The sequence below is a fragment of the Paenibacillus sp. TAB_01 genome (genome assembly GCF_043945595.1).
Classification (GTDB): Bacteria; Bacillota; Bacilli; order Paenibacillales; family NBRC-103111; genus Paenibacillus_S.
Genome location: NZ_JBIFNP010000001.1, coordinates 3,160,579 through 3,180,708 on the forward strand (window position 1 = coordinate 3,160,579; position 20,130 = coordinate 3,180,708).

20 protein-coding genes and 1 pseudogene are annotated in these 20,130 nt (G+C 54.6%); 4 read left to right on the top strand and 17 right to left on the bottom strand.

Annotation, left to right across the window (positions count from 1 at the left end):
• Positions 1 to 116 precede the first annotated feature (116 nt).
• Positions 117 to 1,205 (top strand): branched-chain amino acid aminotransferase, encoded by a 1,089-nt coding sequence (locus tag ACHHV8_RS15140; RefSeq protein ID WP_395159253.1) that lies wholly within the window; start codon positions 117 to 119, stop codon positions 1,203 to 1,205.
• 65 nt (positions 1,206 to 1,270) lie between these two features.
• Here ACHHV8_RS15140 and ACHHV8_RS15145 read toward each other — a convergent pair whose 3' ends face one another.
• The 11 genes from ACHHV8_RS15145 to ACHHV8_RS15195 all read right to left on the bottom strand — a co-directional run bounded on the left by ACHHV8_RS15145 (position 1,271) and on the right by ACHHV8_RS15195 (position 11,752).
• Positions 1,271 to 2,716 carry a nicotinate phosphoribosyltransferase gene (locus ACHHV8_RS15145; protein WP_395163517.1) on the bottom strand — a complete coding sequence of 482 codons (1,446 nt, stop codon included), beginning with the start codon at positions 2,714 to 2,716 and terminating at the stop codon, positions 1,271 to 1,273.
• 11 nt (positions 2,717 to 2,727) lie between these two features.
• Positions 2,728 to 3,582 carry an ammonia-dependent NAD(+) synthetase gene (nadE, locus tag ACHHV8_RS15150; RefSeq protein ID WP_395159255.1) on the bottom strand — a complete coding sequence of 285 codons (855 nt, stop codon included), beginning with the start codon at positions 3,580 to 3,582 and terminating at the stop codon, positions 2,728 to 2,730.
• 35 nt (positions 3,583 to 3,617) lie between these two features.
• Positions 3,618 to 4,151, bottom strand: coding sequence for a cysteine hydrolase family protein (locus tag ACHHV8_RS15155; protein WP_395163518.1), 534 nt, complete (start codon positions 4,149 to 4,151; stop codon positions 3,618 to 3,620).
• Between the two features lie 93 nt (positions 4,152 to 4,244).
• A complete protein-coding gene (locus ACHHV8_RS15160) occupies positions 4,245 to 5,015 on the bottom strand; it encodes an NUDIX domain-containing protein (protein WP_395159257.1) in 771 nt (256 codons plus the stop codon).
• Positions 5,016 to 5,310: 295 nt separating this feature from the next.
• Positions 5,311 to 6,549, bottom strand: coding sequence for a sulfatase family protein (locus ACHHV8_RS15165; RefSeq protein WP_395159259.1), 1,239 nt, complete (start codon positions 6,547 to 6,549; stop codon positions 5,311 to 5,313).
• A gap of 31 nt (positions 6,550 to 6,580) precedes the next feature.
• Positions 6,581 to 6,844, bottom strand: a complete 264-nt coding sequence (locus ACHHV8_RS15170; RefSeq protein ID WP_395159261.1) for a sulfatase-like hydrolase/transferase — start codon at positions 6,842 to 6,844, stop codon at positions 6,581 to 6,583.
• 8 nt (positions 6,845 to 6,852) lie between these two features.
• Positions 6,853 to 7,290, bottom strand: coding sequence for a type 2 periplasmic-binding domain-containing protein (locus tag ACHHV8_RS15175; protein WP_395159263.1), 438 nt, complete (start codon positions 7,288 to 7,290; stop codon positions 6,853 to 6,855).
• A gap of 1 nt (position 7,291) precedes the next feature.
• Complete coding sequence (locus ACHHV8_RS15180) at positions 7,292 to 7,561, bottom strand: hypothetical protein (RefSeq protein WP_395159265.1); 270 nt, start codon at positions 7,559 to 7,561, stop codon at positions 7,292 to 7,294.
• Positions 7,558 to 8,472, bottom strand: a complete 915-nt coding sequence (locus tag ACHHV8_RS15185; protein ID WP_395159267.1) for an extracellular solute-binding protein — start codon at positions 8,470 to 8,472, stop codon at positions 7,558 to 7,560. The genes ACHHV8_RS15180 and ACHHV8_RS15185 overlap by 4 nt, the downstream gene beginning before the upstream one ends.
• Before the next feature lie 63 nt (positions 8,473 to 8,535).
• Entirely contained in the window at positions 8,536 to 9,435 is a 900-nt protein-coding gene (locus ACHHV8_RS15190; protein ID WP_395159269.1) for an AraC family transcriptional regulator, read from the bottom strand.
• 223 nt (positions 9,436 to 9,658) lie between these two features.
• Complete coding sequence (locus tag ACHHV8_RS15195) at positions 9,659 to 11,752, bottom strand: class I SAM-dependent methyltransferase (protein ID WP_395159271.1); 2,094 nt, start codon at positions 11,750 to 11,752, stop codon at positions 9,659 to 9,661.
• A 178-nt stretch (positions 11,753 to 11,930) separates the two neighbouring features.
• Between ACHHV8_RS15195 and ACHHV8_RS15200 the strand changes: the two genes are divergently transcribed.
• A complete protein-coding gene (locus ACHHV8_RS15200; protein ID WP_395159273.1) occupies positions 11,931 to 13,157 on the top strand; it encodes a cytochrome P450 in 1,227 nt (408 codons plus the stop codon).
• A 202-nt stretch (positions 13,158 to 13,359) separates the two neighbouring features.
• Here the strand turns inward: ACHHV8_RS15200 and ACHHV8_RS15205 are convergent, their stop codons facing one another.
• The 4 genes from ACHHV8_RS15205 to ACHHV8_RS15220 form a co-directional block, all read right to left on the bottom strand.
• A complete protein-coding gene (locus ACHHV8_RS15205) occupies positions 13,360 to 14,604 on the bottom strand; it encodes a UxaA family hydrolase (RefSeq protein ID WP_395159275.1) in 1,245 nt (414 codons plus the stop codon).
• Complete coding sequence (locus tag ACHHV8_RS15210) at positions 14,540 to 14,851, bottom strand: UxaA family hydrolase (RefSeq protein ID WP_395159277.1); 312 nt, start codon at positions 14,849 to 14,851, stop codon at positions 14,540 to 14,542. The genes ACHHV8_RS15205 and ACHHV8_RS15210 overlap by 65 nt, the downstream gene beginning before the upstream one ends.
• A gap of 251 nt (positions 14,852 to 15,102) precedes the next feature.
• Entirely contained in the window at positions 15,103 to 15,471 is a 369-nt protein-coding gene (locus ACHHV8_RS15215; protein ID WP_395159279.1) for a glycoside hydrolase family protein, read from the bottom strand.
• Positions 15,387 to 16,136, bottom strand: a complete 750-nt coding sequence (locus ACHHV8_RS15220) for a glycoside hydrolase family protein (RefSeq protein WP_395159281.1) — start codon at positions 16,134 to 16,136, stop codon at positions 15,387 to 15,389. The genes ACHHV8_RS15215 and ACHHV8_RS15220 overlap by 85 nt, the downstream gene beginning before the upstream one ends.
• A 256-nt stretch (positions 16,137 to 16,392) precedes the next feature.
• On the opposite strand from ACHHV8_RS15220, the gene ACHHV8_RS15225 reads away from it, so the two are divergent.
• Both ACHHV8_RS15225 and ACHHV8_RS15230 read left to right on the top strand, forming a co-directional pair.
• The gene (locus tag ACHHV8_RS15225) at positions 16,393 to 17,262 is read left to right on the top strand and encodes a helix-turn-helix transcriptional regulator (RefSeq protein WP_395159283.1); all 870 of its coding nucleotides are present in this window, start codon (positions 16,393 to 16,395) and stop codon (positions 17,260 to 17,262) included.
• Between the two features lie 219 nt (positions 17,263 to 17,481).
• A complete protein-coding gene (locus ACHHV8_RS15230; RefSeq protein WP_395159285.1) occupies positions 17,482 to 17,895 on the top strand; it encodes a VOC family protein in 414 nt (137 codons plus the stop codon).
• A 105-nt stretch (positions 17,896 to 18,000) separates the two neighbouring features.
• Here ACHHV8_RS15230 and ACHHV8_RS15235 read toward each other — a convergent pair whose 3' ends face one another.
• Positions 18,001 to 18,939, bottom strand: coding sequence for an iron-hydroxamate ABC transporter substrate-binding protein (locus tag ACHHV8_RS15235; RefSeq protein WP_395163519.1), 939 nt, complete (start codon positions 18,937 to 18,939; stop codon positions 18,001 to 18,003).
• Between the two features lie 74 nt (positions 18,940 to 19,013).
• Positions 19,014 to 20,055 (bottom strand): annotated as a pseudogene (locus tag ACHHV8_RS15240) (NAD(P)/FAD-dependent oxidoreductase).
• Between the last annotated feature and the right edge of the window lie 75 nt (positions 20,056 to 20,130).

Consider the following 20,130-nt stretch of genomic DNA (forward strand, 5'->3'; position numbering starts at 1 on the left):
CCTCCTTTTCCATACCTAAAAGGTATACTAAACGTATAAAACAGATATTTTTAATATACGAGAAAAACTGGTATGATACAACTTAATATATCATCCTACTAAGGGGTTGAACTCGGATGGCAGCTTCCATATCTATTGAGCTCACAGCAAACAAGAAGAACAAGCCCGCGGCGGATCAGCTCGGCTTCGGCAAATATTTTACAGATCACATGTTTATTATGGATTACAGTACGGAGGAAGGCTGGCATCAGCCGCGAATCGTTCCCTATCAGCCAATCGTTCTTGACCCGGCGGCCAAAGTATTCCATTACGGCCAGACGGTATTTGAAGGTCTGAAAGCGTATAAAACGGACGATCAGCGTATTCTTTTGTTCCGTCCACACCGTAATTTTCAACGTTTGAATCAATCGAACGACCGCCTCAGCATTCCGCCGATTGACGAGGATTTGGCTCTGGAAGCGCTCCAGCAGCTTGTGCTTACCGATCAGGACTGGATTCCTTCGGCGGAAGGAACTTCCCTCTATGTCCGTCCTTTCGTTATTGCAACGGAAGCGGCACTGGGTGTCACGCCGTCGCAGCACTATCAGTTCATCATCATTCTATCGCCTGTCGGCTCCTACTACAAAGAGGGCATCAAGCCGGTTGCGATTCATGTGGAATCCGAGTATGTACGCGCTGTTGCCGGTGGCGTCGGAACGGCCAAAACGGCAGGAAATTATGCCGCCGGCCTGAAAGCGCAGGAACTGGCTTCCGGTCAAGGCTATGCCCAAGTATTGTGGCTTGACGGCGTCCACCACAAATATATCGAGGAAGTCGGCAGCATGAACGTCTTCTTCAAAATCGGGGACACGGTTGTCACCCCTGCATTAAACGGCAGCTTCCTGGCGGGAATCACGCGGGAATCCGTTTTGCAACTGCTGCATCATTGGAATGTTCCCGTCGAGGAACGCCAGCTCTCCATCGATGAGCTGGTAGAAGCACACCGCAACGGCACGCTCAAGGAAGCGTTCGGTACCGGTACGGCGGCGGTTATCTCCCCTATCGGCGAGCTGTCCTGGCAGGGCGAGCGCCTGCGCATCGGCGAAGGCCAAACCGGCGAGCTGTCGGCCAAGCTGTACGAAACCGTCACGGGCATTCAAAAAGGGCGTCTGGAAGATCCGCTGCAATGGACGAAAGATATTACGAAGGTACAGACAGGCGTGTAACGCATCGCATATGACAAAAGCCGATCCTCACTTCTTTCAAGAAGAGGGATCGGCTTTTTTGCATGCTACATTTTATACGAATGGATCATATCCATCTTCAGCTCCCATGCTTTCGGGCTCAAATCGACGAGATAAGCGGCCGGGTTCAGCTTGCGCAAATATTCCGGCCAGAACATAGCCAGCTGCTTGCGGTGGTACGCCTTAATGTCTTCTAGCTCAGGCAGCTCGTATACCTGCTTGCCATCGGTAAAAATCGGCTTGAGTAAAGGAATCGGGTCGTAATTGTCCACGTATTTGTACAGGTACGGATGCAGCTTGTCGAACAGCTTGAGCTTGCCGCCCTCCAGAACCTCCGTGTCCCCGCTCAGCACGATATAATCCCCCTCGGCCATTCCCGTCTCCCGGTTGACCAGCCTGTACACATCCTTCAGACCCGGCGTGGATACCTTCTCGGGGTTACCGGAAATTTTGATGACCGGCACATAGTCTCCGTCTTTCTCTCTCGCCACCAGTTTGTATACGCCGCCCAGCGCCGGCTGGTTCGCCGCCGTAATCAGCTGCGTTCCGACGCCCCAGCTGTCGATTTGACAGTCCTGCGCCTTCAGGTTGAAAATAATATTCTCATCCAGATCGTTCGAAGCCACAATCTTAACATAAGGCAGTCCGGCTTCATCCAGCATCGTCCGTGCCATCTTCGACAAGTAAGCCAGGTCGCCGCTGTCCAGCCGGATTCCGCTCATGCGCTTGCCCTGCGCCTCCATCGTTTTGGCTACCTTGATAGCATGCGGGACGCCGCTTTTCAATGTATCGTACGTGTCCACCAAGAGTGTCACTTGATTCGGAAGCGCCGCGGCATAACGGAAGAACGCTTCTTCTTCGGAGTCGTGATCCTGCACCCACGCGTGGGCATGCGTTCCTTTGGTCGGAATGCCGAACAGCATCCCTGCGCGCATGTTTGAAGTCGAGTCGAAGCCTGCGATGTAAGCCGCACGGGCTCCCCATATCGCGGCATCCGCTTCCTGCGCCCGGCGCGTACCGAACTCCATCAGCGTATCCTTGGGGGCGACCTGCCGGATGCGCGACGCCTTCGTTGCAATCAGCGTCTGGAAATTCATGAAGTTTAGGATCGCCGTCTCCAGCAGCTGCGCTTCAAAAATGGTAGCTTCCACGCGGATCAGCGGCTCGTTCGGAAAGACGATGGTGCCCTCCTCTACCGAGAAGAGGTTGCCCGTAAACCGAAAGCCGCGCAGCTTCTCGAGAAAGGCCGGATCATAATCCTCCTCCTGCTCTCTCAGGTAATCGATCACCTCGTCGTTGAAGCTTAGACTGCCGATATATTCGACGATGCGCTGCAAGCCTGCAAAGACCGCATACCCGTTGCCGAACGGGAGCTTCCGGAAAAACACCTCGAATACCGCTTTCTTCTCGAACGAGCCGTGAATCCAGTGCGCATACATCATATTGATCTGATATTTATCGGTATGAAGCGTTAAATTATCATAGGTTGCCATATTCATGCAGATCACTCCATCCACCAGGTATCATAAACCGTTACCGGTCCCTGCCGCTTATGCTCGGTCGCCGTATAACGGCGTTCAATAATAGCCGCCGCTTCCTGCGGCACCGGCTTGCCTTCCAAATAATCGTCCATTTGCTCATAGGTGACACCCAGCGCCGTTTCATCCGGCAGGCCCGGCTTCAAATCCTCCAGATCGGCTGTCGGCTTCTTCAGGTACAACGCTTCCGGACATCCCAGCTGCTTTAACAAGGCCCGGCCCTGCCGCTTATCCAGTCCGTAAATCGGAGCTACATCGCAGGCGCCGTCCCCGAACTTGGTGAAAAATCCGCTGATCGCCTCGGCCGCATGATCGGTCCCCAGCACGAGCAGTCCGTAATGGGCGCCCAAATCATACTGCGCCTTCATCCGTTCTCTTGCCTTAACATTTCCTTTCAGGAAATCGCTCAGCGTTTCGCCGGTAGCGCGCTGAAATTCCTGTACGGAGGCGTCGACGGCTGCTTTGATATTGATTGTCACCGTTCTCGTCGGTTGAATGAACCGGATCGCTTCCTGAGCGTCGGCCTCATCCTGCTGCACGCCGTAAGGCAGGCGCACCGCGATGAATTGATAGCGGTCGGCTCCCGCTTCCCGGTTCAGCTCATCAACGGCCAGCTGGGCCAGCTTGCCGGTCAGCGTGGAATCTTGGCCTCCGGACAATCCAAGGACGTAGCCCTTTGCTTTCGCTTTAACGGCATATTGCTTGAGGAAATCGATCCGGCGCCGGATCTCCGCCTCCGGCTCCAGCTGCGGATTAACGCGCAGAGCGGCTTGCACCTGCTGCTGCAGTGCCGGCTTATCGTTATGGTTAGGAGTTGTCATAAGTTATCTCTTCCTCTCTTCGTCCCTTGCGGATTTTAGATGATTTCGGCACCCAGCACATTCTTAAAGTGCCCCAGTGCCCATTCGTGCCCGGCTTGATTAAAGCTTGCTACGGCATCCTGATGCACGATGATCCGGAAGCCTTTATTGTAAGCGTCGACCGCGGTATGAAGCACGCAAATATCAGTGCAGACGCCGGCAAGATGAAGCTCGGTAATGCCTCGCTCCCGAAGCTTGAGCTCCAAATCCGTTCCGCAAAAAGCGCTGTATCTCGTTTTGTCCATCCAGTATACCCTTTCGCGGTTCGCCTCATAAGCGGACTGCAGGCTGCCGTACAAGTTCCTGCCCTCGGTTCCGCGAATATTGTGCGGCGGGAACAGACGGTGCTCCGGATGAAGCGCATCGTTCTCCTCGTGAAGATCTACAGCCATGACAACCCAGTGTCCTTCTCTGGCGAACGACTCCGTCAATTCCGTAATCTTCTGCTCAATCTCGATCGCAGGCTGCCCGCAGGGAAGCTTGCCGACGACAAAATCCACCGTATAGTCGATTACGATTAACGCCTTCATTTCATCTGCCGCTTTCATTCCCAACACCGTCCTTAAAAGAGTAATGTTAATATTATCACTTTGACAATATCAACCCCTGAAAAAAAGAGTGCCTTAGCTGTAAATCGACAACGTCGGCACCACATCCGTAAAACGGTACAGCTGCGCGGCGCGTTGAGAATATTGATTGGACAGCTTAGGCTGACCGCTGCGGTCTCTGACCTCTTCAATAATTCCTCTGCGGCTCTGCGTGGACGTAATCTTGCGCATAAAATTTTTGTCTTCAAACTCCGGTACGACCGTCCGGATGATCTGATACAGCTCGCTCATCGTGAATTCATCCGGCAGAAACTCCCTTGCAATCGTGGTTGTCAGCATCTGCCGCCGTACCCGTTCGAGCGCATCCGTTAAAATCAACCGGTGATCGAACGCCAGCTCCATGCGGAGCGCCTCCTCCACCGGGAATAGCTTGACATCCGCCGCGTCGTCGTCCGCCTGCCGTGCGGACAGCTCATCCTCGCGCACGAGCGCGAAGAACGCGTGCGAGATCATCCACCCGCGCGGGTCCCGGTTCGGCGTGCTGTACACATTGAAATATTCAATGTGTACGTCTTCCACGCCGGTCTCCTCCCGCAGCTCTCTTTTGGCGCTCTCGAGGATGGTCTCCGTCTCCTTCGAGAAGCCTCCCGGCAGCGCCCACTGTCCGGCGAACGGCCACTGCTTCCGCTGGATGAGCATGACCTGCAGCTCACGCTTGGGCAGCGACTTCTTCCCGGTGGACTTCTCCGAGGAAGTGATCGTAAAGATAACAATATCTGCAGGCGCACCATCCGGTGTACGATACTTGCCGGGATTATAATTCGTCTCATTCTCCGTCGATTCCATCTGCTGCTCACCCACTTTATTGACTGAAAATAATATTGTCGAATTGATATTATCATTATGACATATTGAAACGAAATGTCAAGCTGAAATTTCCCTTTTTTTCTATTTTCGTGTTAAGCGCCTGGGCCGGAGAGGAAACAATGCTTGGATTCTACAGCTGACCTATCCAGTGCCATGAAAAAAACCTAGCCTGCGGCTAGGTTCTCGTCATAAACCGTATATCTTCCATCCCCCGAATTTCTCCATTCTGAAGCAACCGCTTCAGCCTGCGGCATCCGTCGTCTGCGCCGCCGTTTTATTCCAGCGCGGCCAGCCCGTGCCGGTCATAGAAGAACGGACCTCGTGACCAGACACATGCCAGATGCATCAGCAGCTCGCCGGTCATGCGCTCGCGAATCTTCGCAAACCGGTCGTCCGCATACAGATTGTTCCACTCGTTCGGATCGGCCTGCAGATCGTACAGCTCGCCCAGGAACTTGTCGATGTTCCCGATGGCTTGCCCAAGCGTTCCGGGCAGGAACAGGATGAGCTTCCAATCCTTCTTCCGCCACATGAACGCAGGCGCCGCATGGTGAGGCTCCCCTCCCTTGCTGTGAAACTCGCAGAACGTCCCCAGACGCTGCTCCGTTCCAAGCAGATCGAGCCCGGGCAGCTGCGGGTTGCGCGGCAGTCCCGCCACCTTCGCCAGCGTCGGCACCAGGTCGACCAGCTCCGCAGGACGGTCGTCCTCCGTTCCGCGAAGCGGCTCAGGCAGGTAGCTGCCCGACAGAACCATCGGCACGCGTACGCTGCTGTCGTACAAGCAGTATTTGCTGAACCGGTGTCGGCGTTCCCCCATCATCTCGCCGTGGTCGGATACGAATACGATCAGCGCATTGTCCAGCCGGCCCTGCCGTTCCAGCTTCTCCAGCGCGCGGCCGAAGTAATGGTCGAGCCAGGTGCAGTTCGCCCAGTAGCGCAGCGTGGTCCGTCTGCGTTCCTCCGGACTCATCTTCTCCCACACAATCCGCTTGTCCCAATAATTGTTCCGGCTGCTTTCGATTTCTTCATCGGTGGCCTCCAGATGGGTTCCCTGTTCGGTCTCCCAAGGCGGCTGAGCGATATCCGGAATATCGTTAATATCGTACATGTCCTCGAACTCTTGCGGGACGTTGAATCCGGCATGCGGCTTCAGGAAAGAAAGATACAGGAATAACGGACGCGATTCGTCGATTCCTTCATCCAGAAACTTAAGGCATTCCTCCGCTACCCAGCCGTCCCGGTGCAAATGCATCGGCACTTGGCTCGTGCAGCCGATGTAGCCGTTGGCGTTCTCTTCCCCGCCCCCGTAATCCTTCGTTTCCTCGGAATACGCGGCAAGCCCTCCCGGCTCGACATCTCCCATCATGACCGCTCCGTCCTCGTAATGCCCGCTGTTGCGGGCAAGGCCGACAGACCGTACTTCAAAACCGCGGTTCGACGGCACCGGATTCTTCACGCCGTGGTTCCAATGCGTCTTGCCGAACCCGGCGGTCTGGTAGCCCGCTTGCCGCATCAGCTCAGGAAGCGGCTCGCTTGGCAGACGGTCAGTCGTAGTACAAGCCGCCGTGATTCGTCCGGACGCCCAGCTGTGAAGGGTAGTAACCGAACATCATCGAGCTTCGGCTCGGCACGCACATGGGCGCTTGACATACAGCCTGGCTGAAGGTCACACCCTGCTCGGTGAGCCGGTCGATGGCGGGGGTATGGATATGCTTGTTATACTTGCCGATGCAGTCCCAACGCTGCTGGTCGGTCATAAAAAAGATAATATTCGGTTTGGTCGGTACCATTTCCGTTTTTGTCTGCATGAGTAAAATTACTTCCCTTCCCTTTTGTGGTAGGCTTCCGTCATTTCTTCGGTCATTTTGACAAAGTCCGGATTCGTTTTAAGCTTGGCTACAAAATCGTCCCATGCCGTAATCGGTTCCCGGCCGATAATGATTTTGGATTTCAGATCCTGAATCTGTTTATCCAGCTGAGGCGAAATTTTCAGCGCGGTCGCCGAGTTCAAGCCTACGCTGATGTCCGCTTTGCTAACCTTGGCACGCTCCGCCTGCACGACTTTCCTTTGATCGTCGGCAGCCTTCATGTCCGGTGTCGGCGGTGTTTGATCGAGGCTCGGATCAATCGAGTTGACGATCTGATTGAAGTCCGAAGCGTTATCCGCATTCAGCTTGTCGAAGTTAACTATCTTGACGCCATTCTCCAGCGTGTAATGCACCCCTTCAAAACCGAACCGCTGGATAGCGGACACCTCAGGGGCGGCTCGATTGGTCGATGAGCTTCAGAATCCGCTTCATCTTCGCCTCGGGCACACTCTTCGGAATGGCCAGAATGCCGTTAAAGCCGGTCCCTTTCGGCGTGTATCCATTGATCGAGGTCAATGGGTAAAACTGCGTGTCGCTGAATTCCGGGACAAGCTTGCGAAGATCGGTCGTGTAGACACGGTTGCCTGTGCCGGTTTTATCGACGACGATCCCCGCCTTGTTTCCCTTGAACAGATCGCGGATTTGCGTCGTTTTCAAGGAGAGCAGGTCTTCCGGCAGCAGCTTTTCCTTATACGCTTTGGCGTTGTATTCCAGCGCCTGCCGTACCTCAGGCAGCAGCGCCGTGTAGACCAGCTTGTCGCCGTCGAGCTTCCATTTCCCGTTGACGCCGGTAAAAGCGCTCTCGATCGTGCCGAGCACGGTCCGACGCCGCCCCAATTCGATGCGTCGTCCGGCGTAATGCTTGCGGCAAGGGCAACCGTATCCTGCTTGCCGTTGCCGTCGGGATCTTGCTCCACGAAAGCCTTCATCACCTGGTACAGCTCATCGGTTGTTGTCGGCGGCTTGAGCCCGAGCTTGTCGAGCCAGTCCCTGCGGATGATGAAGAACGATTCATCGTTCTCGTCCCGGGCCCGCGGAATGCCGTAGTTCTTCCCGTCGTCGAGCTTGGTCAGCTCCCAGGCAATGGATGGAATGCCTTTTTGCAGATTCGGATAATCCTTGATGTAAGGGCTGATATCCCAGAAAACACCCTGATTGACAAGCGATCGGAACGAGCTGCTGAAGGGATCGCTGATAAACGTCAGATCGGGAATTTGGCCCGAAGCCAGCGTTAAATTCAGCTTATCCTTATAAATGTTATTGGACACCCATTGAATATTCATATTGGAATTCGTTGCTTTCTCAATCGCACGCTTAATTACATTATCGTCTGCTGCGGGAGGCGAGCTGGGCGTAATGGTCATGATCGACAGCTCTAGCGGTCCGGCTTCCTCGCTTTGCGCACTCTGTGCCTTCGGCTGCTGAGAAGCGCCTCCGCCGCAAGCGGTCAAAAGCACCGGCAGCGTCAGCAAAACGGCTCCTACTCCTTTATATCCTCTCCTCTTCTTCTGATTGCCTGCCTGACGTATTTTTTGACCAAGACTCCGCTCCTTATGTTTCTCTCTCATCTTCCATTCTCCTTTATTCCGTCTTTCTCTTTGTCAGGGCAAGCTAGCGAATGAACCGTACGTTTAGGAAATACGGCGATGAGCGGCATGCTTGCGGTAGCTTCCGGGCGTTTCGCCGACCCACCGGCTGAACAAACGGGTGAAAAACGACGTGTCGCTAAAGCCGACAGCAGCGGCGATGGCTTCAACGCTCCGGTCCGTTTCACGAAGCATATGCTTGGCACGTTCCATTCGGATCTGCTGCAGCAAAGAAGTTAAGCTCATGCCGGTTTCCTTTTTGACAATGCGGTTCAAATGCCGCTGGCTTAAACTGAATTCCTGTGCAATCTCCGATACGGTCAATTTGTTCATGTAGTTGGTTTCCAAATAGTTCTTGACACGGCGGATTAAAATTTCATGACTGCTGGATGAAGGCATCTCAGGCTTGGCCTGTTCTTCTCCCGACATGGCGAATCTCGAGAGACGGATCAGCATATCGAATAATTGAAGCCGGTTCAACGTCTCAAAGCCCGGCTTGCGGGCATGCGCTTCGACCATCATGCTCTCCAGCTGCGCCAAAATGTCGGTAGACTGCTCCGAGGTAAGCCGCAGCCTGCGCGGGAGAGCGGACAGCTCTCCGTAAAAAGGAGAGATATACGGCATCTCCTGAAGCGACAGAGGCATCTGCGGCAGTGAGAACCGAACCGATTCCGGGACGAACAGGCAGTTTACGATCTCGAGATCCGCCGAATATACATCCGGATACGAGTGAATTTCTCCCGGCAGTACGGTATAGACATCTCCGGCGCGGATATCGTACTGCTCTCCTCCGATCAGATGCCTTCCTTCCCCGTGAACGACATACACCATCTCAATGTAATCATGCAGATGCTCGGGAAGCACATTATGCATGCCGTGAGAGGAACGCTGGACCCAGATCCAATGTCCTGCAGTCTGATAAGCTTCAAACGTTTTTAATAACATAAGGAGGCGCCTCCCAACTTGGTAATATCGCGATGTTTTAATACCAAGTATATCACTAGTCTTTGTAAGATTTATGATTGTTTTTATCATAATCGATTTTATCATGGAGTGTTATGTCTGATCAGGTCACATACATGACGGATTTGGACATGTAGAAAGGCAAAGCCCTTTAAGGTAAAAAAGCCCGCAGCCGCGGACTCTTTTATGATGATGGCAGTTAAAATCAAATTTTCTCCAAGACGAGTAAAAAAGTGCTGTCCGGCAAATTGGCCGGTTTCCGCTCTTCGTCCATCAGTTCAATTCTTGAAGCAAGCGCCTCAGTGTAACCTGCCTGCAAATAATGCCTGCTCACTAGGAAGTTCACACTCTCGCCGAACAGGCTGCGAATAAATGAAATATATGCCGAGGGGGTGAAGTAACCGAACTGCTCCTGCACCTCGTGCACATAGGCCTGTTCTCCCCAAGTGTAGGTATACAGGAACTCCATGGCGTCGTTGACCGGCATCAGAGCTTCATCCGAGCCCAGCCGTTCATAGCGAATCGCCCGCCCGGCAAAATCTGCGGCATACCGCTCCAGCCAAGCCATACCGTCCGGCTCCAGGAAGCGGATGATCCGCCGCTGCTCCGCCGGTTCGCTCATAATCCCGTCGCGGATAATGATTCTTCCCCCTATAGAGAGCACATCGTAAGCGCTGCGCAGCGCAGCCCCGACCGTCTCAAGGTTAAACTGCCGCCCCTTGAACTCAATATAGGAGTACAGCTCGTGCAAAATGGAAGAGAAAATGATCGTATCGAAGCTTTCCGCTGCGAATTCGTTCTTTAAGCTCAGCGCATCGCCCTGCCGGACGGTCCAGCGCCGATTTTCAAGCTGCTTTTTCCGCTCCAGCGCTTCAATGACATTGGACGAAATATCGATGCCGACCGCCTGCTTTTCCGGGAACCGTTCTTCCAGCAGATCCAGCATGACCCCGCCGCCGGGCCCGATATCCAGCACCTTGCTGCCCGTTACATAATCCAGTATGACCTGCTTGTAGTCCGCCGTCCGGTTCATCGTTTCCAAATAGTCATCTTCATTATGAAACCGGTCGTAGGCGTCGCGCCGAAGGCCGAACAGATCGTAGAGCATAAGAACCGCTCTTTCATACAATGGCGATTTCTCCGCCTCCACGCAAAATTCGATCAGCTTTGTTGCTGCAGGCGAAAATACGAAATCCATATACACCGTGTGGGGAGGCGTGCCGATGGTCTCCACCCGATGAGTCAAATGCGCGTTGGACGGCTGCTGCCGGTTCAACAGCTGCTCGTCGGTGTATTCGTTTAAATACGCTTCGATCATCCGTTTTTTATACACATTCATCTTTTTGCGGCCTTTGTAATCGTAGTACAAGGTATTCATCAGGCGCTCAAAGCTGATATGAACCCTCTCCGGCCCCTCCTGCGGCATTTCAGACAGCACTATCGCCATCATCTGGACGAACTGCCCGAACGAAAACTCGCTTAGCGCCGCTTCGACGAACCATAAAGCTGCACGCTCTACTGTCTGGAGGCGCCGAAGCACTTCCGGACGGTTCGCTTCCAGCGTATTGAAGGACGTATCGAAGGGCTCTCCTTTGTCGATGGCATGAGAGCGCAGCCTCCGCAGCCGTTCCTTCAAAGAGATGGATTCGTCCAGATCGCCCCGGACAATCCGGTCGATTAACAGCTCGGCTTCGTGTTTAAGCTGCTGCCAGAGCTCAACGGATACGGCAGCGATTACACACTCATTTAATGGCATTAACAATCTTTTCAGTTCTGCCGATTCCAGCAGACCCTCTTCTACCAAATCGGCAAGCGGCCGGTGCTCCGCCAAGCCGACCTCGCCGCGAAGCGTCTGTCCCACCAGCCCGTGCGTAGCGATCAGCGTATGAACGACCCGGAACCTGCTGCCCTGCATCGTTTCCTGCTGGCCTGCAGCAGCCAGATGACGCCGATAAAGCTCGGCCGAGCCCATATTATGGGCCATCAGCTGGACTCCCTGCTCGCGCCATACCAGCCGCTGCCGGAGGGTTCCCCCTTTCGCCGCCTCCGACCAGGCCAGCACGTCTTCCAGCAGCTCCTTGATCCAAAAGGACAGCGGCAGCGATTCCAGTCTCGCAAGTGTGTTCTCCACATAGTCCAGCACGGGATTGGACCTCGCCAGCTCCTGCAGCGATTGCACATGCTCGAGATTCACAATTCTTTCTTCAGCAGACGCCAGCAGCTCCAGCCAAGCGTGTTCCTTCGTTATTTCCGTTTGACCTTCCTTATAGGAACGGATGGCCTCCAATGAACGCAGCATCAGCATTTCCTCCCGTTCGTTTTTTCATCATTATACCATGAATTGCACGCTCCCTTCCCTAAGCAGCGCGTACCGGGTCTAGTGTATCGATTTTTGGAAATGCAGGTTTTTTGTACCAATAAACGGGGTAAGTTAAAGGGGTGCTTGTTACTGAGCGATGAAGGAGGATACAACAATTATGAATGCGGATAAAGCCGAACGCTACGCCAACCTTATTCCGATGGCTGAATTGGATACTGCGGACAAAAGACTGCAGCCGTTTGACATTTTTAACAAGCTGCGCGGGAACAGCCCCGTTCGTTACGATGAAAGCCGCAGCTGCTGGGATGTATTCCGCTATGAAGACGTGCACCGGATTCTAAAAGATCCCGCAACCTTCTCCTCCGTCCGAAAGCTGGCGGGAAGGGATACGATTCTAACCATGGACCCGCCGCGTCACACGCAAATGCGGGCGATTGTGAATAAAGCCTTCACGCCGAAGGTCGTGAATGATTTGGCGCCGCATATCGCTTCGATTGCAGACGAGCTGCTGAATGCGGCAGCGGACAAAGGACAGATGGATCTGGTCCGCGACCTCGCCGTCCCGCTCCCCGTGATCGTCATTGCGGAGCTGCTGGGCGTACCGCCGAAGGATCGGCACTTGTTCAAAGAATGGTCCGACCTTCTCGTCAAGGAACCGGAGGTGAATACCGATGAGGCTTTCCATCAGGTTATGACCGAGAAAGCGCAGGCCATGAAGGAATTGAACGATTACTTCGCTGCGATTGTAGCCGAGCGCCGCAAGGAGCCCAAGGAAGACCTCATCTCGCTGCTGCTGGCTGCCGAAATCGAGGGTCAGCAGCTGAACGACGAGGAGCTGCACGGCTTCTGTATTCTGCTGCTCGCCGCAGGCAATGAAACGACGACGAACCTCATTACCAATGCGGTGCGCAGGCTGACGGAAGACCCCGAGCTTCAGCCCCAGCTGCACGGCCAGCCCGAACGGATTCCCGGCTTTATTGAAGAGGTGCTGCGCTACTATCCGCCGATTCAGGCGATCGGCCGGATTGCTACCCAGGACGTGGAAATTCACGGCACCCGGATTCAAGCCGGGCAGCAGGTCGTCTCATGGGTCGCGTCTGCGAACCGGGACGAAGCGAAATTCCCCGAACCGGACCGGTTCGATATGACCCGCAAGCCGAATCCGCATCTGTCGTTCGGCTTCGGCACCCACTTCTGCCTCGGAGCCCCGTTGGCAAGACTGGAAGGCCAAGTCGTCATTCAGCATCTGCTGGAGCGGCTGGAGGCCATCGAATTTGTTGCCGGGTCCGAGTTGACCACCATTCAAAGCCCGTTTGTGTATGGAGTCAAGCAGTTCCCCGTCCGTTTCCGGGCCCGCGCCGAAGCCGGACTTTCCAAGGCTTGAGACAGGACTGCATCGCTTTGACGATATCCAGTCGGCTAAACGCCGCTTTCATCTCAAATAACCCCACAAAGTGGGGCTTATGCTTCGAAGCGAACTCAGGTACTTTGCGGGGACCCCGAAAACATATAAATTGTATCATGTTAAAAAAAGCTTTCCTCTCCGCCGATGCGGGAAGGAAAGCTTTTTCACTTTTAAATGCGGTTTAGAATGTCGGGCCGATCCGCCAAATGCCAAAATCGTGCTGCTTCAAGATTTCCGCTTTCGTCAGCTTGCCGGAGCAGACCTCGATAATTTCTTCGAAAATCCGGTTGCCGACCGATTCGATCGTTTCCGTGCCGTCAATGATTGTGCCCGCATTCAAGTCGATATTGTCGTCCATTTTCTCGAAAATGGATGTGTTAGTCGCAATCTTGATCACCGGAGCGATAGGCGAGCCTGTAGGCGTCCCGCGGCCGGTCGTGAACAGGACGATCTGCGAGCCGCCCGCCACCATCCCGGTCAGCTGCTCAATATCATGGCCCGGCGTATCCATCCACACCAGTCCCTTGGCTGTCGGTTTCTGCGCATAATCGATCAGCTCCTGCAGCGGCCTCGAGCCTGACTTGTTGGCCGCGCCGAGCGACTTCTCCTCCAGCGAGCTGAGCCCTCCCTTAATGTTCCCCGGGCTCGGATTGCCGGTGCGGATATCGACATTCATCGCGAACGCCCGCTTCTCCATCGCTCCGATCACTTCATACACGCGCTTGGCCACCTGATCGTTCACGGCCCGCCGGGCCAGCAGATGCTCCGCGCCGATCAGCTCCGTCGTCTCCGCCAGAATCGATGTGCCGCCGTGGTCAACTATCAAATCGCTGCAAAAGCCTACGGCCGGATTGGCCGACAGCCCCGAACAGGCATCGGAGCCGCCGCATTCCGTCCCGACGATCAGCTCCGCGAAATCGCATTCGACCCGCCGCTCGCGGGAGGCGTCTTGTACCATCCGCGCCGCCGCTTTTGCCGCTTCGGCTATCGTATACAGCGTCCCGCCATGATCCTGGATCGAGATGACCTCGACCGGCTTGCCCGTCTTCTTCACCTCGGAAGCGACACTGCGGGCTTGATGCGTCTCGCAGCCGAGCCCCAATACAATGACACCGTATACATTTGGGTTCGATGCCATGCCGGCATACGTCCGAAATGTTTGTTCATAATCGACGCCGACCTGGGCGCAGCCGTGCTGGTGAATAAATGTGACCGTCCCTTGGACTAATTCAGTAACACGTTGTGCCGTCTGTGTAGCACATACGATAGTAGGTAAGATTAACACATGATTCCGTACGCCGACGCTGCCGTCAGGTCTGCGATATCCCCAGAACGTTCTTTTCCCGCCGGCAAGCTGGCCGTTACTGCTGAGATTGTCCGCCAAGTTGATCCCCTCTTCCCCGTTTTCCTTCGAGATTGTGAACATGGACGTGCTCTCCCGCCCGGATCGCCCGGACCGCCGCCCCTATCACTTCACCGTATTTCATAATATCGGTTCCTGCCTCCATGGGCACAACCGCAAATTTATGGCCGAATTCAATGGGCTCAAGCAGCTCCACATCGAAAAGGCGGTCCTGGCAGGCAACGGTGAGCCGGGTACCCGCCGGTATATTCGTCAGAGCCACCGCTACCGTATCTTGCGGCTTCATCATCACGGTTGGATACGTTTTCATAGCTTGGTCTCCTTTCGTCGGAATACCTTCATTGTAGTGGATTCGGATGGTTTTGGAAATACATTTATTGGGATCGCATCGCCCGATATTCCGTGAATAAGCCAGATGGATGGACAGAGGCTGTCTGTATCCGCTCCCGCACGTTTACCGCACGGAAAAAACCGCTGCCCGTCATGTGTCAGGACAGCGGCTGAGCGTAAGCGTTATGCTGGATGAATCCCTATATCGGCTCCCGGGGGGCCGCCTGGCATTTAATCTCCGATCGGGATACACATATTCCAGGTTCGGCTGGCGCGCTGAAACCCTCCAGGTCCATCGGCAACGGCAGCAAACAAGTGCGTCGGCTTTCCGTTCTGGAACAGCAGGAACGGTCGCTCCAGGCTGCCCATCGTCTGAACGGCGCCGTCTTCCCACACAATCGTCCGAGAATAAGCTTTGGACGACTCACTGAACGCCCAGTTGGTTCCATCTTTAGAAAAGGCATGTACCCCTCCATGCTTCTCCCCGCCGATAGTACCGTCCATATCCTTGGCAATCAGCTCATAGCCTTCCGGCGTTTGCCAAACGAACGGGTCTTCGATATGAATCCGCTCCGGCGGAAATACCGGCTCTTCCGACAATACACGGTAGGTCCGTCGAAACGGCCCGCCGCTGCGGCCCCGATCGTCATTTGGCCATGCACGTTGCCTTCGTAGCGTCTTGCTTTGTAGATCAGCAGAACCGAGCCGTCCTCCTTCACGCATGGCGCAGGATTGGAGGTAAGGAAGCTGTCGAACTTGCCCGGCCGCGTCGATACGATCGGGGCGTCCTTACGCTCCCAGGGGCCGAATACGCTGCGGGAGACTGCAATGCCAATTCGTTTATTGGCACGTCCCACGATCGCACGAGGATCGTCAAGCGCCAGCGTCTCCCCCGCCACGGGCTCGGGAAGCGGGTGCGTCGATCCCATGTAATACAGCACATACATATCTCCGATTTTTTTGATATGCGGGTTATGGGTGCTCCTTCCGTCCCAGTACTGGGCTCCGCGCGCAGGCAGCACGACCTCCTGGAAGACGTAGGGCCCTTCCGGCATGTCTGAGACCGCCCGGACTACTTCCGAGGCGACAAGCCATCCCGGGTGCATCGGAAGCCATTTGGGCCAGCGCGAGGCAAACATATGGAAACGCCCGTCCTCTCCCTGGATGACGGAGCCGCACCATACCCAGTAATCGTCCATGCGAAAGCCCCCGTTGAGCGGTGCAGGCTTGAGCTTTTGGTGAAGATGTTCAGCGGATAATGTCATAATGAAACTCCCTTCCCCTTCCCTCCGGCATTCGAAGAAACCGATGACAGAGGCTGAATTGGTCTAGCTCCATTGAAGCATATTCCTCTATCCTAAGCCTATGGATAATCCCGATCAGTATAAGCACAAAATCAGTTTCCTTGTTTTTTCCAGACGCTTGTCTTTTGCGGCTTTTTCCACGTAATATAGAGATAGATTGTAACCATTTGTGCGCTTTCAATTATGAGCTATTTCCAAGAGACGGAGGATATGAGCGATGGAATGTTTGGAGCTGGCGCTGCCGCCCCTGCCGCATCTGATGACCGTTGGACGTTATAAGCCTGTGCAGGACACAAAGCATTTTAAACGGACCTTTCCCCTTTACGATATTATTCTCGTCAAGCAGGGCGCGTACTATATGAAGGAAGAAGCGACCAGCTACGCTATTCAAGAGCATGGCCTGCTGGTGCTGGAGCCTGACAAGCCGCATGTCGGCAGCGGAGCGACTCCTGCAGGCACCGAGCTGTATTACGTCCATTTAATGCATCCGGCTCCGCTGCGTACGCTTACTGCGGAAGACATTCCCTGGTCGCTTCTCGCTCCCTCGCCGAGCTATGATGACCTGGATGCGGGAAATCAGCGGATGTATCTGCCGAAATTTGGCCAGCTGGATTTAACGGAGGTATTCCCGCTGCTCGACCGGATGATTGAGCTGAAGAGCCAATTCTCATTGGAAAACCAGCTTCAGCTCCAAGCGCTGGCGGCTTCGTTCTTCGTTCTGCTGCAGCGGGCCCTCCGTTCCCGTACGCTGTCCCCGAGCCAGCGGCTGAGCGAACAGCTGATTGCTTACTTGTATGCCTCGAGCGACCGTCCGTTCCGGCTGGATGACCTGTCCGAACAGTTCCATTTTCATACCGACTACTTGTCCAAATGCTTAAAAAAACATACTGGCCTGACGCCCCTTCAATACGCGAACCGGATTAAAGTGGAGAAGGCCAAGAGTCTGCTCCAGCAGACCGAGCTGCCTTTGAAGGAAATCGTCGCCCAGCTTGGCGTAGCCGACTATAATTATTTTCTGCGCCTGTTCCGCAAGCACACGGGCGGCTCGCCGGCCAAATACCGGCAAACCTCCCGGCACCAGGGCTAGCTTTACTGCTCCCGCACGGCACGCGTACTGGACATACGTGATAAAAACGCTCATGGGAGAAGTCGAGCGCCGACATGGCCGCTGCAAGCAAGCCCTGTGACTGCCCGCTCAGCGCTTAGCTAGGATGAAGGATAATAGCAATCGGTAAGAAATATGGCTGTTTTAGATTTTGATAGGATAAGAAGGAAGTAAAGCAAATAATCAGGAAGAGGTGCACACATGGCTGTTCTAGGGGCTCAGAGCATTGATGTCATTACATTATTCGTTGAGGATCTGCATGGTTCAAAGCTGTTTTATCAAGAGATCTTCAGCCTTCACCCCGTTTATCAGGACCACAACTCGGCCGTATTTGATTTTGCCAACATGAGCATTAATCTGCTTGTCATACCCGCCGCGCAGGGGCTTATTGCCCCCGAAGCAGTCGCAAGCCGCGAGCACGGGGCTCGGTTCCAGTTCACGATTCGTGTAGACGACGTTGATGCTGTCTGTGCTGAATTGAACGCCCGCGGTGTTACCCTTCTCAACGGTCCTGATGAACCGGCCGTGGGGGGTGCGCACCGCAAGCTTCACCGACCCGGACGGACATATTTGGGAGATAGCGCAGCAATTAACTTAGAACGCGTACCATTTTGATAGCACCATCATTTGCGAATTCAAAAAAAACGCCAAGCCCCTTGCCTGATGATACAGACAGAGAGCCTGGCGTTGTTCGTTCTGCTTTAGATTCAATATGCTTCTTTAGGGAGTCTGGGTTAACTTATCCGTAATAAAAGCAAGCTGGGCTTCCAGCGAGATCGGATCGTTGTACAGGGCCCCTTTGGGGTCTAATTGAAATACATGGTTGGCTTTGACCGCAGGAAGGCCTTTCCAAAGGGCGCTGCCATAGACGACCTCAGGATCCGCCGAATCCCCGAACCATGGGCATGTAAAAATATAATCGCCCGCATACTCCGGCAGTTTCTCCAATGACAGGTTGGCCCAGCCTTGGCCGCTGTCAATCGCTTCCTTCTGAACGATCGGCGGCGCCTTCAGCTTAAACTCGCCGTAGATGATTTCCCCGCCTCTTCCGTAATTGTGTCCGAACGCATAAATTCCTTTGGCGTAAGGGTTCAGAATCGAGACGGTTTTGCTGCCCACCGCCGCTTCGACCTTGGACTTCGATTCCGCGATTTTCTTGTCCCACGCTGCGATCCAGGCTTGAGCCTCGGCTTCTTTGTTCGTCATCTTCCCGAACTCCAGCAGCTCTTCTTTATAATTTTTCTTGCCGTAGGCAATCGCTACCGTCGGAGCCACCTTCGACAGCTGATCCAGATTTTCCGTTCCTGTAAAGGCAATGATGAGATCCGGCCTCAGATCCAGCACTTTTTCAACCGACTGGCCGTCTCCAATATCCGCAATGCCGTCCACCTTTCCTTTAAAGAAGGGGTTCTCCAGCGCGTCGGACGTAACGCCTACCGGTTTGATGCCAAGTGCCAAAAAATCGCCGACATAGCTGCTTGCCGCCACGACGATACGCTGCGGATTTTTGGGGATGGTTATATCCCCGTTCGCCGCCTTGTAGACTACCGTTTCTCCGGTTTGCGGAGCATCCGCCTGAGCGGAATCCTGCCCTTGCTTCGAATTGCCGGATGTACCGCAGGCGGTTAACAATACCATGATGAATATGATGACCGTCATCCAGCCTTTTGTTCTATGTGCCGTGTGAATCAATTTCCTTCACTCCTCGATTGTTGTCGTTAATTGGGGCGGTTCTAGTCTTCATCCTCGGTGACGCCCAGCTGCTTGTTCTTCTCCTTGAACCGGTCGTTATGGGATGAAACGAAGGCCATGGCAGGCGCTTCCGGATCGAGGTACAGCTTGGCGCTGTTCAACGCTCGAATGCCTTCGGTAAAAGCTCCGGCAATCAAGCCGACCTTGCGGCCGAAATTCGTGAAATCGCCTGCGGCAAAAATGCCCGGAATATTCGTCTCACGCCGGTCGTTCAAAACCATCAGTTCGTCCTGACGTTCAAGTCCCCATGACGCCAGCGAACCGTATTCGCATTTAAGACCGTGATTGACGATCACCTCGTCCACCTCCATCCGCTCGGATGCCCCCGTCTCCATATGGGTGACGCTCACATGCTCGATCCGGCCGCCGGCACCATGGAGCTGGGTTACCGAATAAGGCGTCCGTACGGATACGGAGGACTGCTTCATGCGTACAACCTGCTTCTCGTGCCCGCCGAACTGGTCGCGCCGGTGTACAACCGTCACTTGGGCTGCCAAAGGCTCCAAGGCATTGGCCCAGTCCACGGCGGTGTTGCCGCCTCCGGAAATAAGCACTCTTTTTCCCCGGAAGGGCTCGAGCTCCTGCACCGTGTAGTGCAGATTCGTCACCTCATATCTGTCGGCGCCCTCGATCTCCAGCTTTTGCATGGTCAGGATGCCATAGCCGACACAGAGAATGATCGTGCGGGTATAGTGCTTCTCTCCGGTCGCGGAGGTCAAGACGAAGGTGCCCGTCTTCTTGTCTGGCCAGTCCTACGATCTGCTGTCCCAGCACAATGGTCGGATCGAACGTCTTCGCCTGCTGCTCCAGCTGCCGGACCAGATCGGCACACAGCGTCGGCAGCATGCCTCCGACATCCCAGATTATTTTCTCGGGATAAATCAGCATGCGCCCCCCGAGCTCCTGCTTCGCCTCAATCAGCTTCGTTTTCAAGTCCCGCATGCCGCTGTAAAACGCCGTGTACATGCCTGCGGGCCCACCGCCAATAATCGTTACATCGTATAAGTCCGGCTTACCTGTCATACTCTTCTCTCCTTCTGCCCACAGCCGTGTCATTCGGTCCAGCACAAAAGCAACCGGCGGACCAGTTCATCTGAT

What these genes read in the sequence shown, in the direction of transcription:
- ACHHV8_RS15200 (WP_395159273.1), top strand. Translation starts at nt 11,931, where the DNA reads ATGAATGCGGATAAAGCCGAACGCTACGCCAACCTTATTCCGATGGCT.
- ACHHV8_RS15235 (WP_395163519.1), bottom strand. Translation starts at nt 18,939, where the DNA reads ATGACGGTCATCATATTCATCATGGTATTGTTAACCGCCTGCGGTACA.
- ACHHV8_RS15190 (WP_395159269.1), bottom strand. Translation starts at nt 9,435, where the DNA reads ATGTTATTAAAAACGTTTGAAGCTTATCAGACTGCAGGACATTGGATC.
- ACHHV8_RS15145 (WP_395163517.1), bottom strand. Translation starts at nt 2,716, where the DNA reads ATGGCAACCTATGATAATTTAACGCTTCATACCGATAAATATCAGATC.
- ACHHV8_RS15220 (WP_395159281.1), bottom strand. Translation starts at nt 16,136, where the DNA reads ATGACATTATCCGCTGAACATCTTCACCAAAAGCTCAAGCCTGCACCG.
- ACHHV8_RS15140 (WP_395159253.1), top strand. Translation starts at nt 117, where the DNA reads ATGGCAGCTTCCATATCTATTGAGCTCACAGCAAACAAGAAGAACAAG.
- ACHHV8_RS15185 (WP_395159267.1), bottom strand. Translation starts at nt 8,472, where the DNA reads ATGAGAGAGAAACATAAGGAGCGGAGTCTTGGTCAAAAAATACGTCAG.
- ACHHV8_RS15160 (WP_395159257.1), bottom strand. Translation starts at nt 5,015, where the DNA reads ATGGAATCGACGGAGAATGAGACGAATTATAATCCCGGCAAGTATCGT.
- ACHHV8_RS15230 (WP_395159285.1), top strand. Translation starts at nt 17,482, where the DNA reads ATGGCTGTTCTAGGGGCTCAGAGCATTGATGTCATTACATTATTCGTT.
- ACHHV8_RS15155 (WP_395163518.1), bottom strand. Translation starts at nt 4,151, where the DNA reads ATGAAGGCGTTAATCGTAATCGACTATACGGTGGATTTTGTCGTCGGC.
- ACHHV8_RS15225 (WP_395159283.1), top strand. Translation starts at nt 16,393, where the DNA reads ATGGAATGTTTGGAGCTGGCGCTGCCGCCCCTGCCGCATCTGATGACC.
- ACHHV8_RS15170 (WP_395159261.1), bottom strand. Translation starts at nt 6,844, where the DNA reads ATGCAGACAAAAACGGAAATGGTACCGACCAAACCGAATATTATCTTT.
- nadE (WP_395159255.1), bottom strand. Translation starts at nt 3,582, where the DNA reads ATGACAACTCCTAACCATAACGATAAGCCGGCACTGCAGCAGCAGGTG.
- ACHHV8_RS15205 (WP_395159275.1), bottom strand. Translation starts at nt 14,604, where the DNA reads ATGTTCACAATCTCGAAGGAAAACGGGGAAGAGGGGATCAACTTGGCG.
- ACHHV8_RS15195 (WP_395159271.1), bottom strand. Translation starts at nt 11,752, where the DNA reads ATGCTGCGTTCATTGGAGGCCATCCGTTCCTATAAGGAAGGTCAAACG.
- ACHHV8_RS15165 (WP_395159259.1), bottom strand. Translation starts at nt 6,549, where the DNA reads ATGCGGCAAGCGGGCTACCAGACCGCCGGGTTCGGCAAGACGCATTGG.
- ACHHV8_RS15210 (WP_395159277.1), bottom strand. Translation starts at nt 14,851, where the DNA reads ATGAAAACGTATCCAACCGTGATGATGAAGCCGCAAGATACGGTAGCG.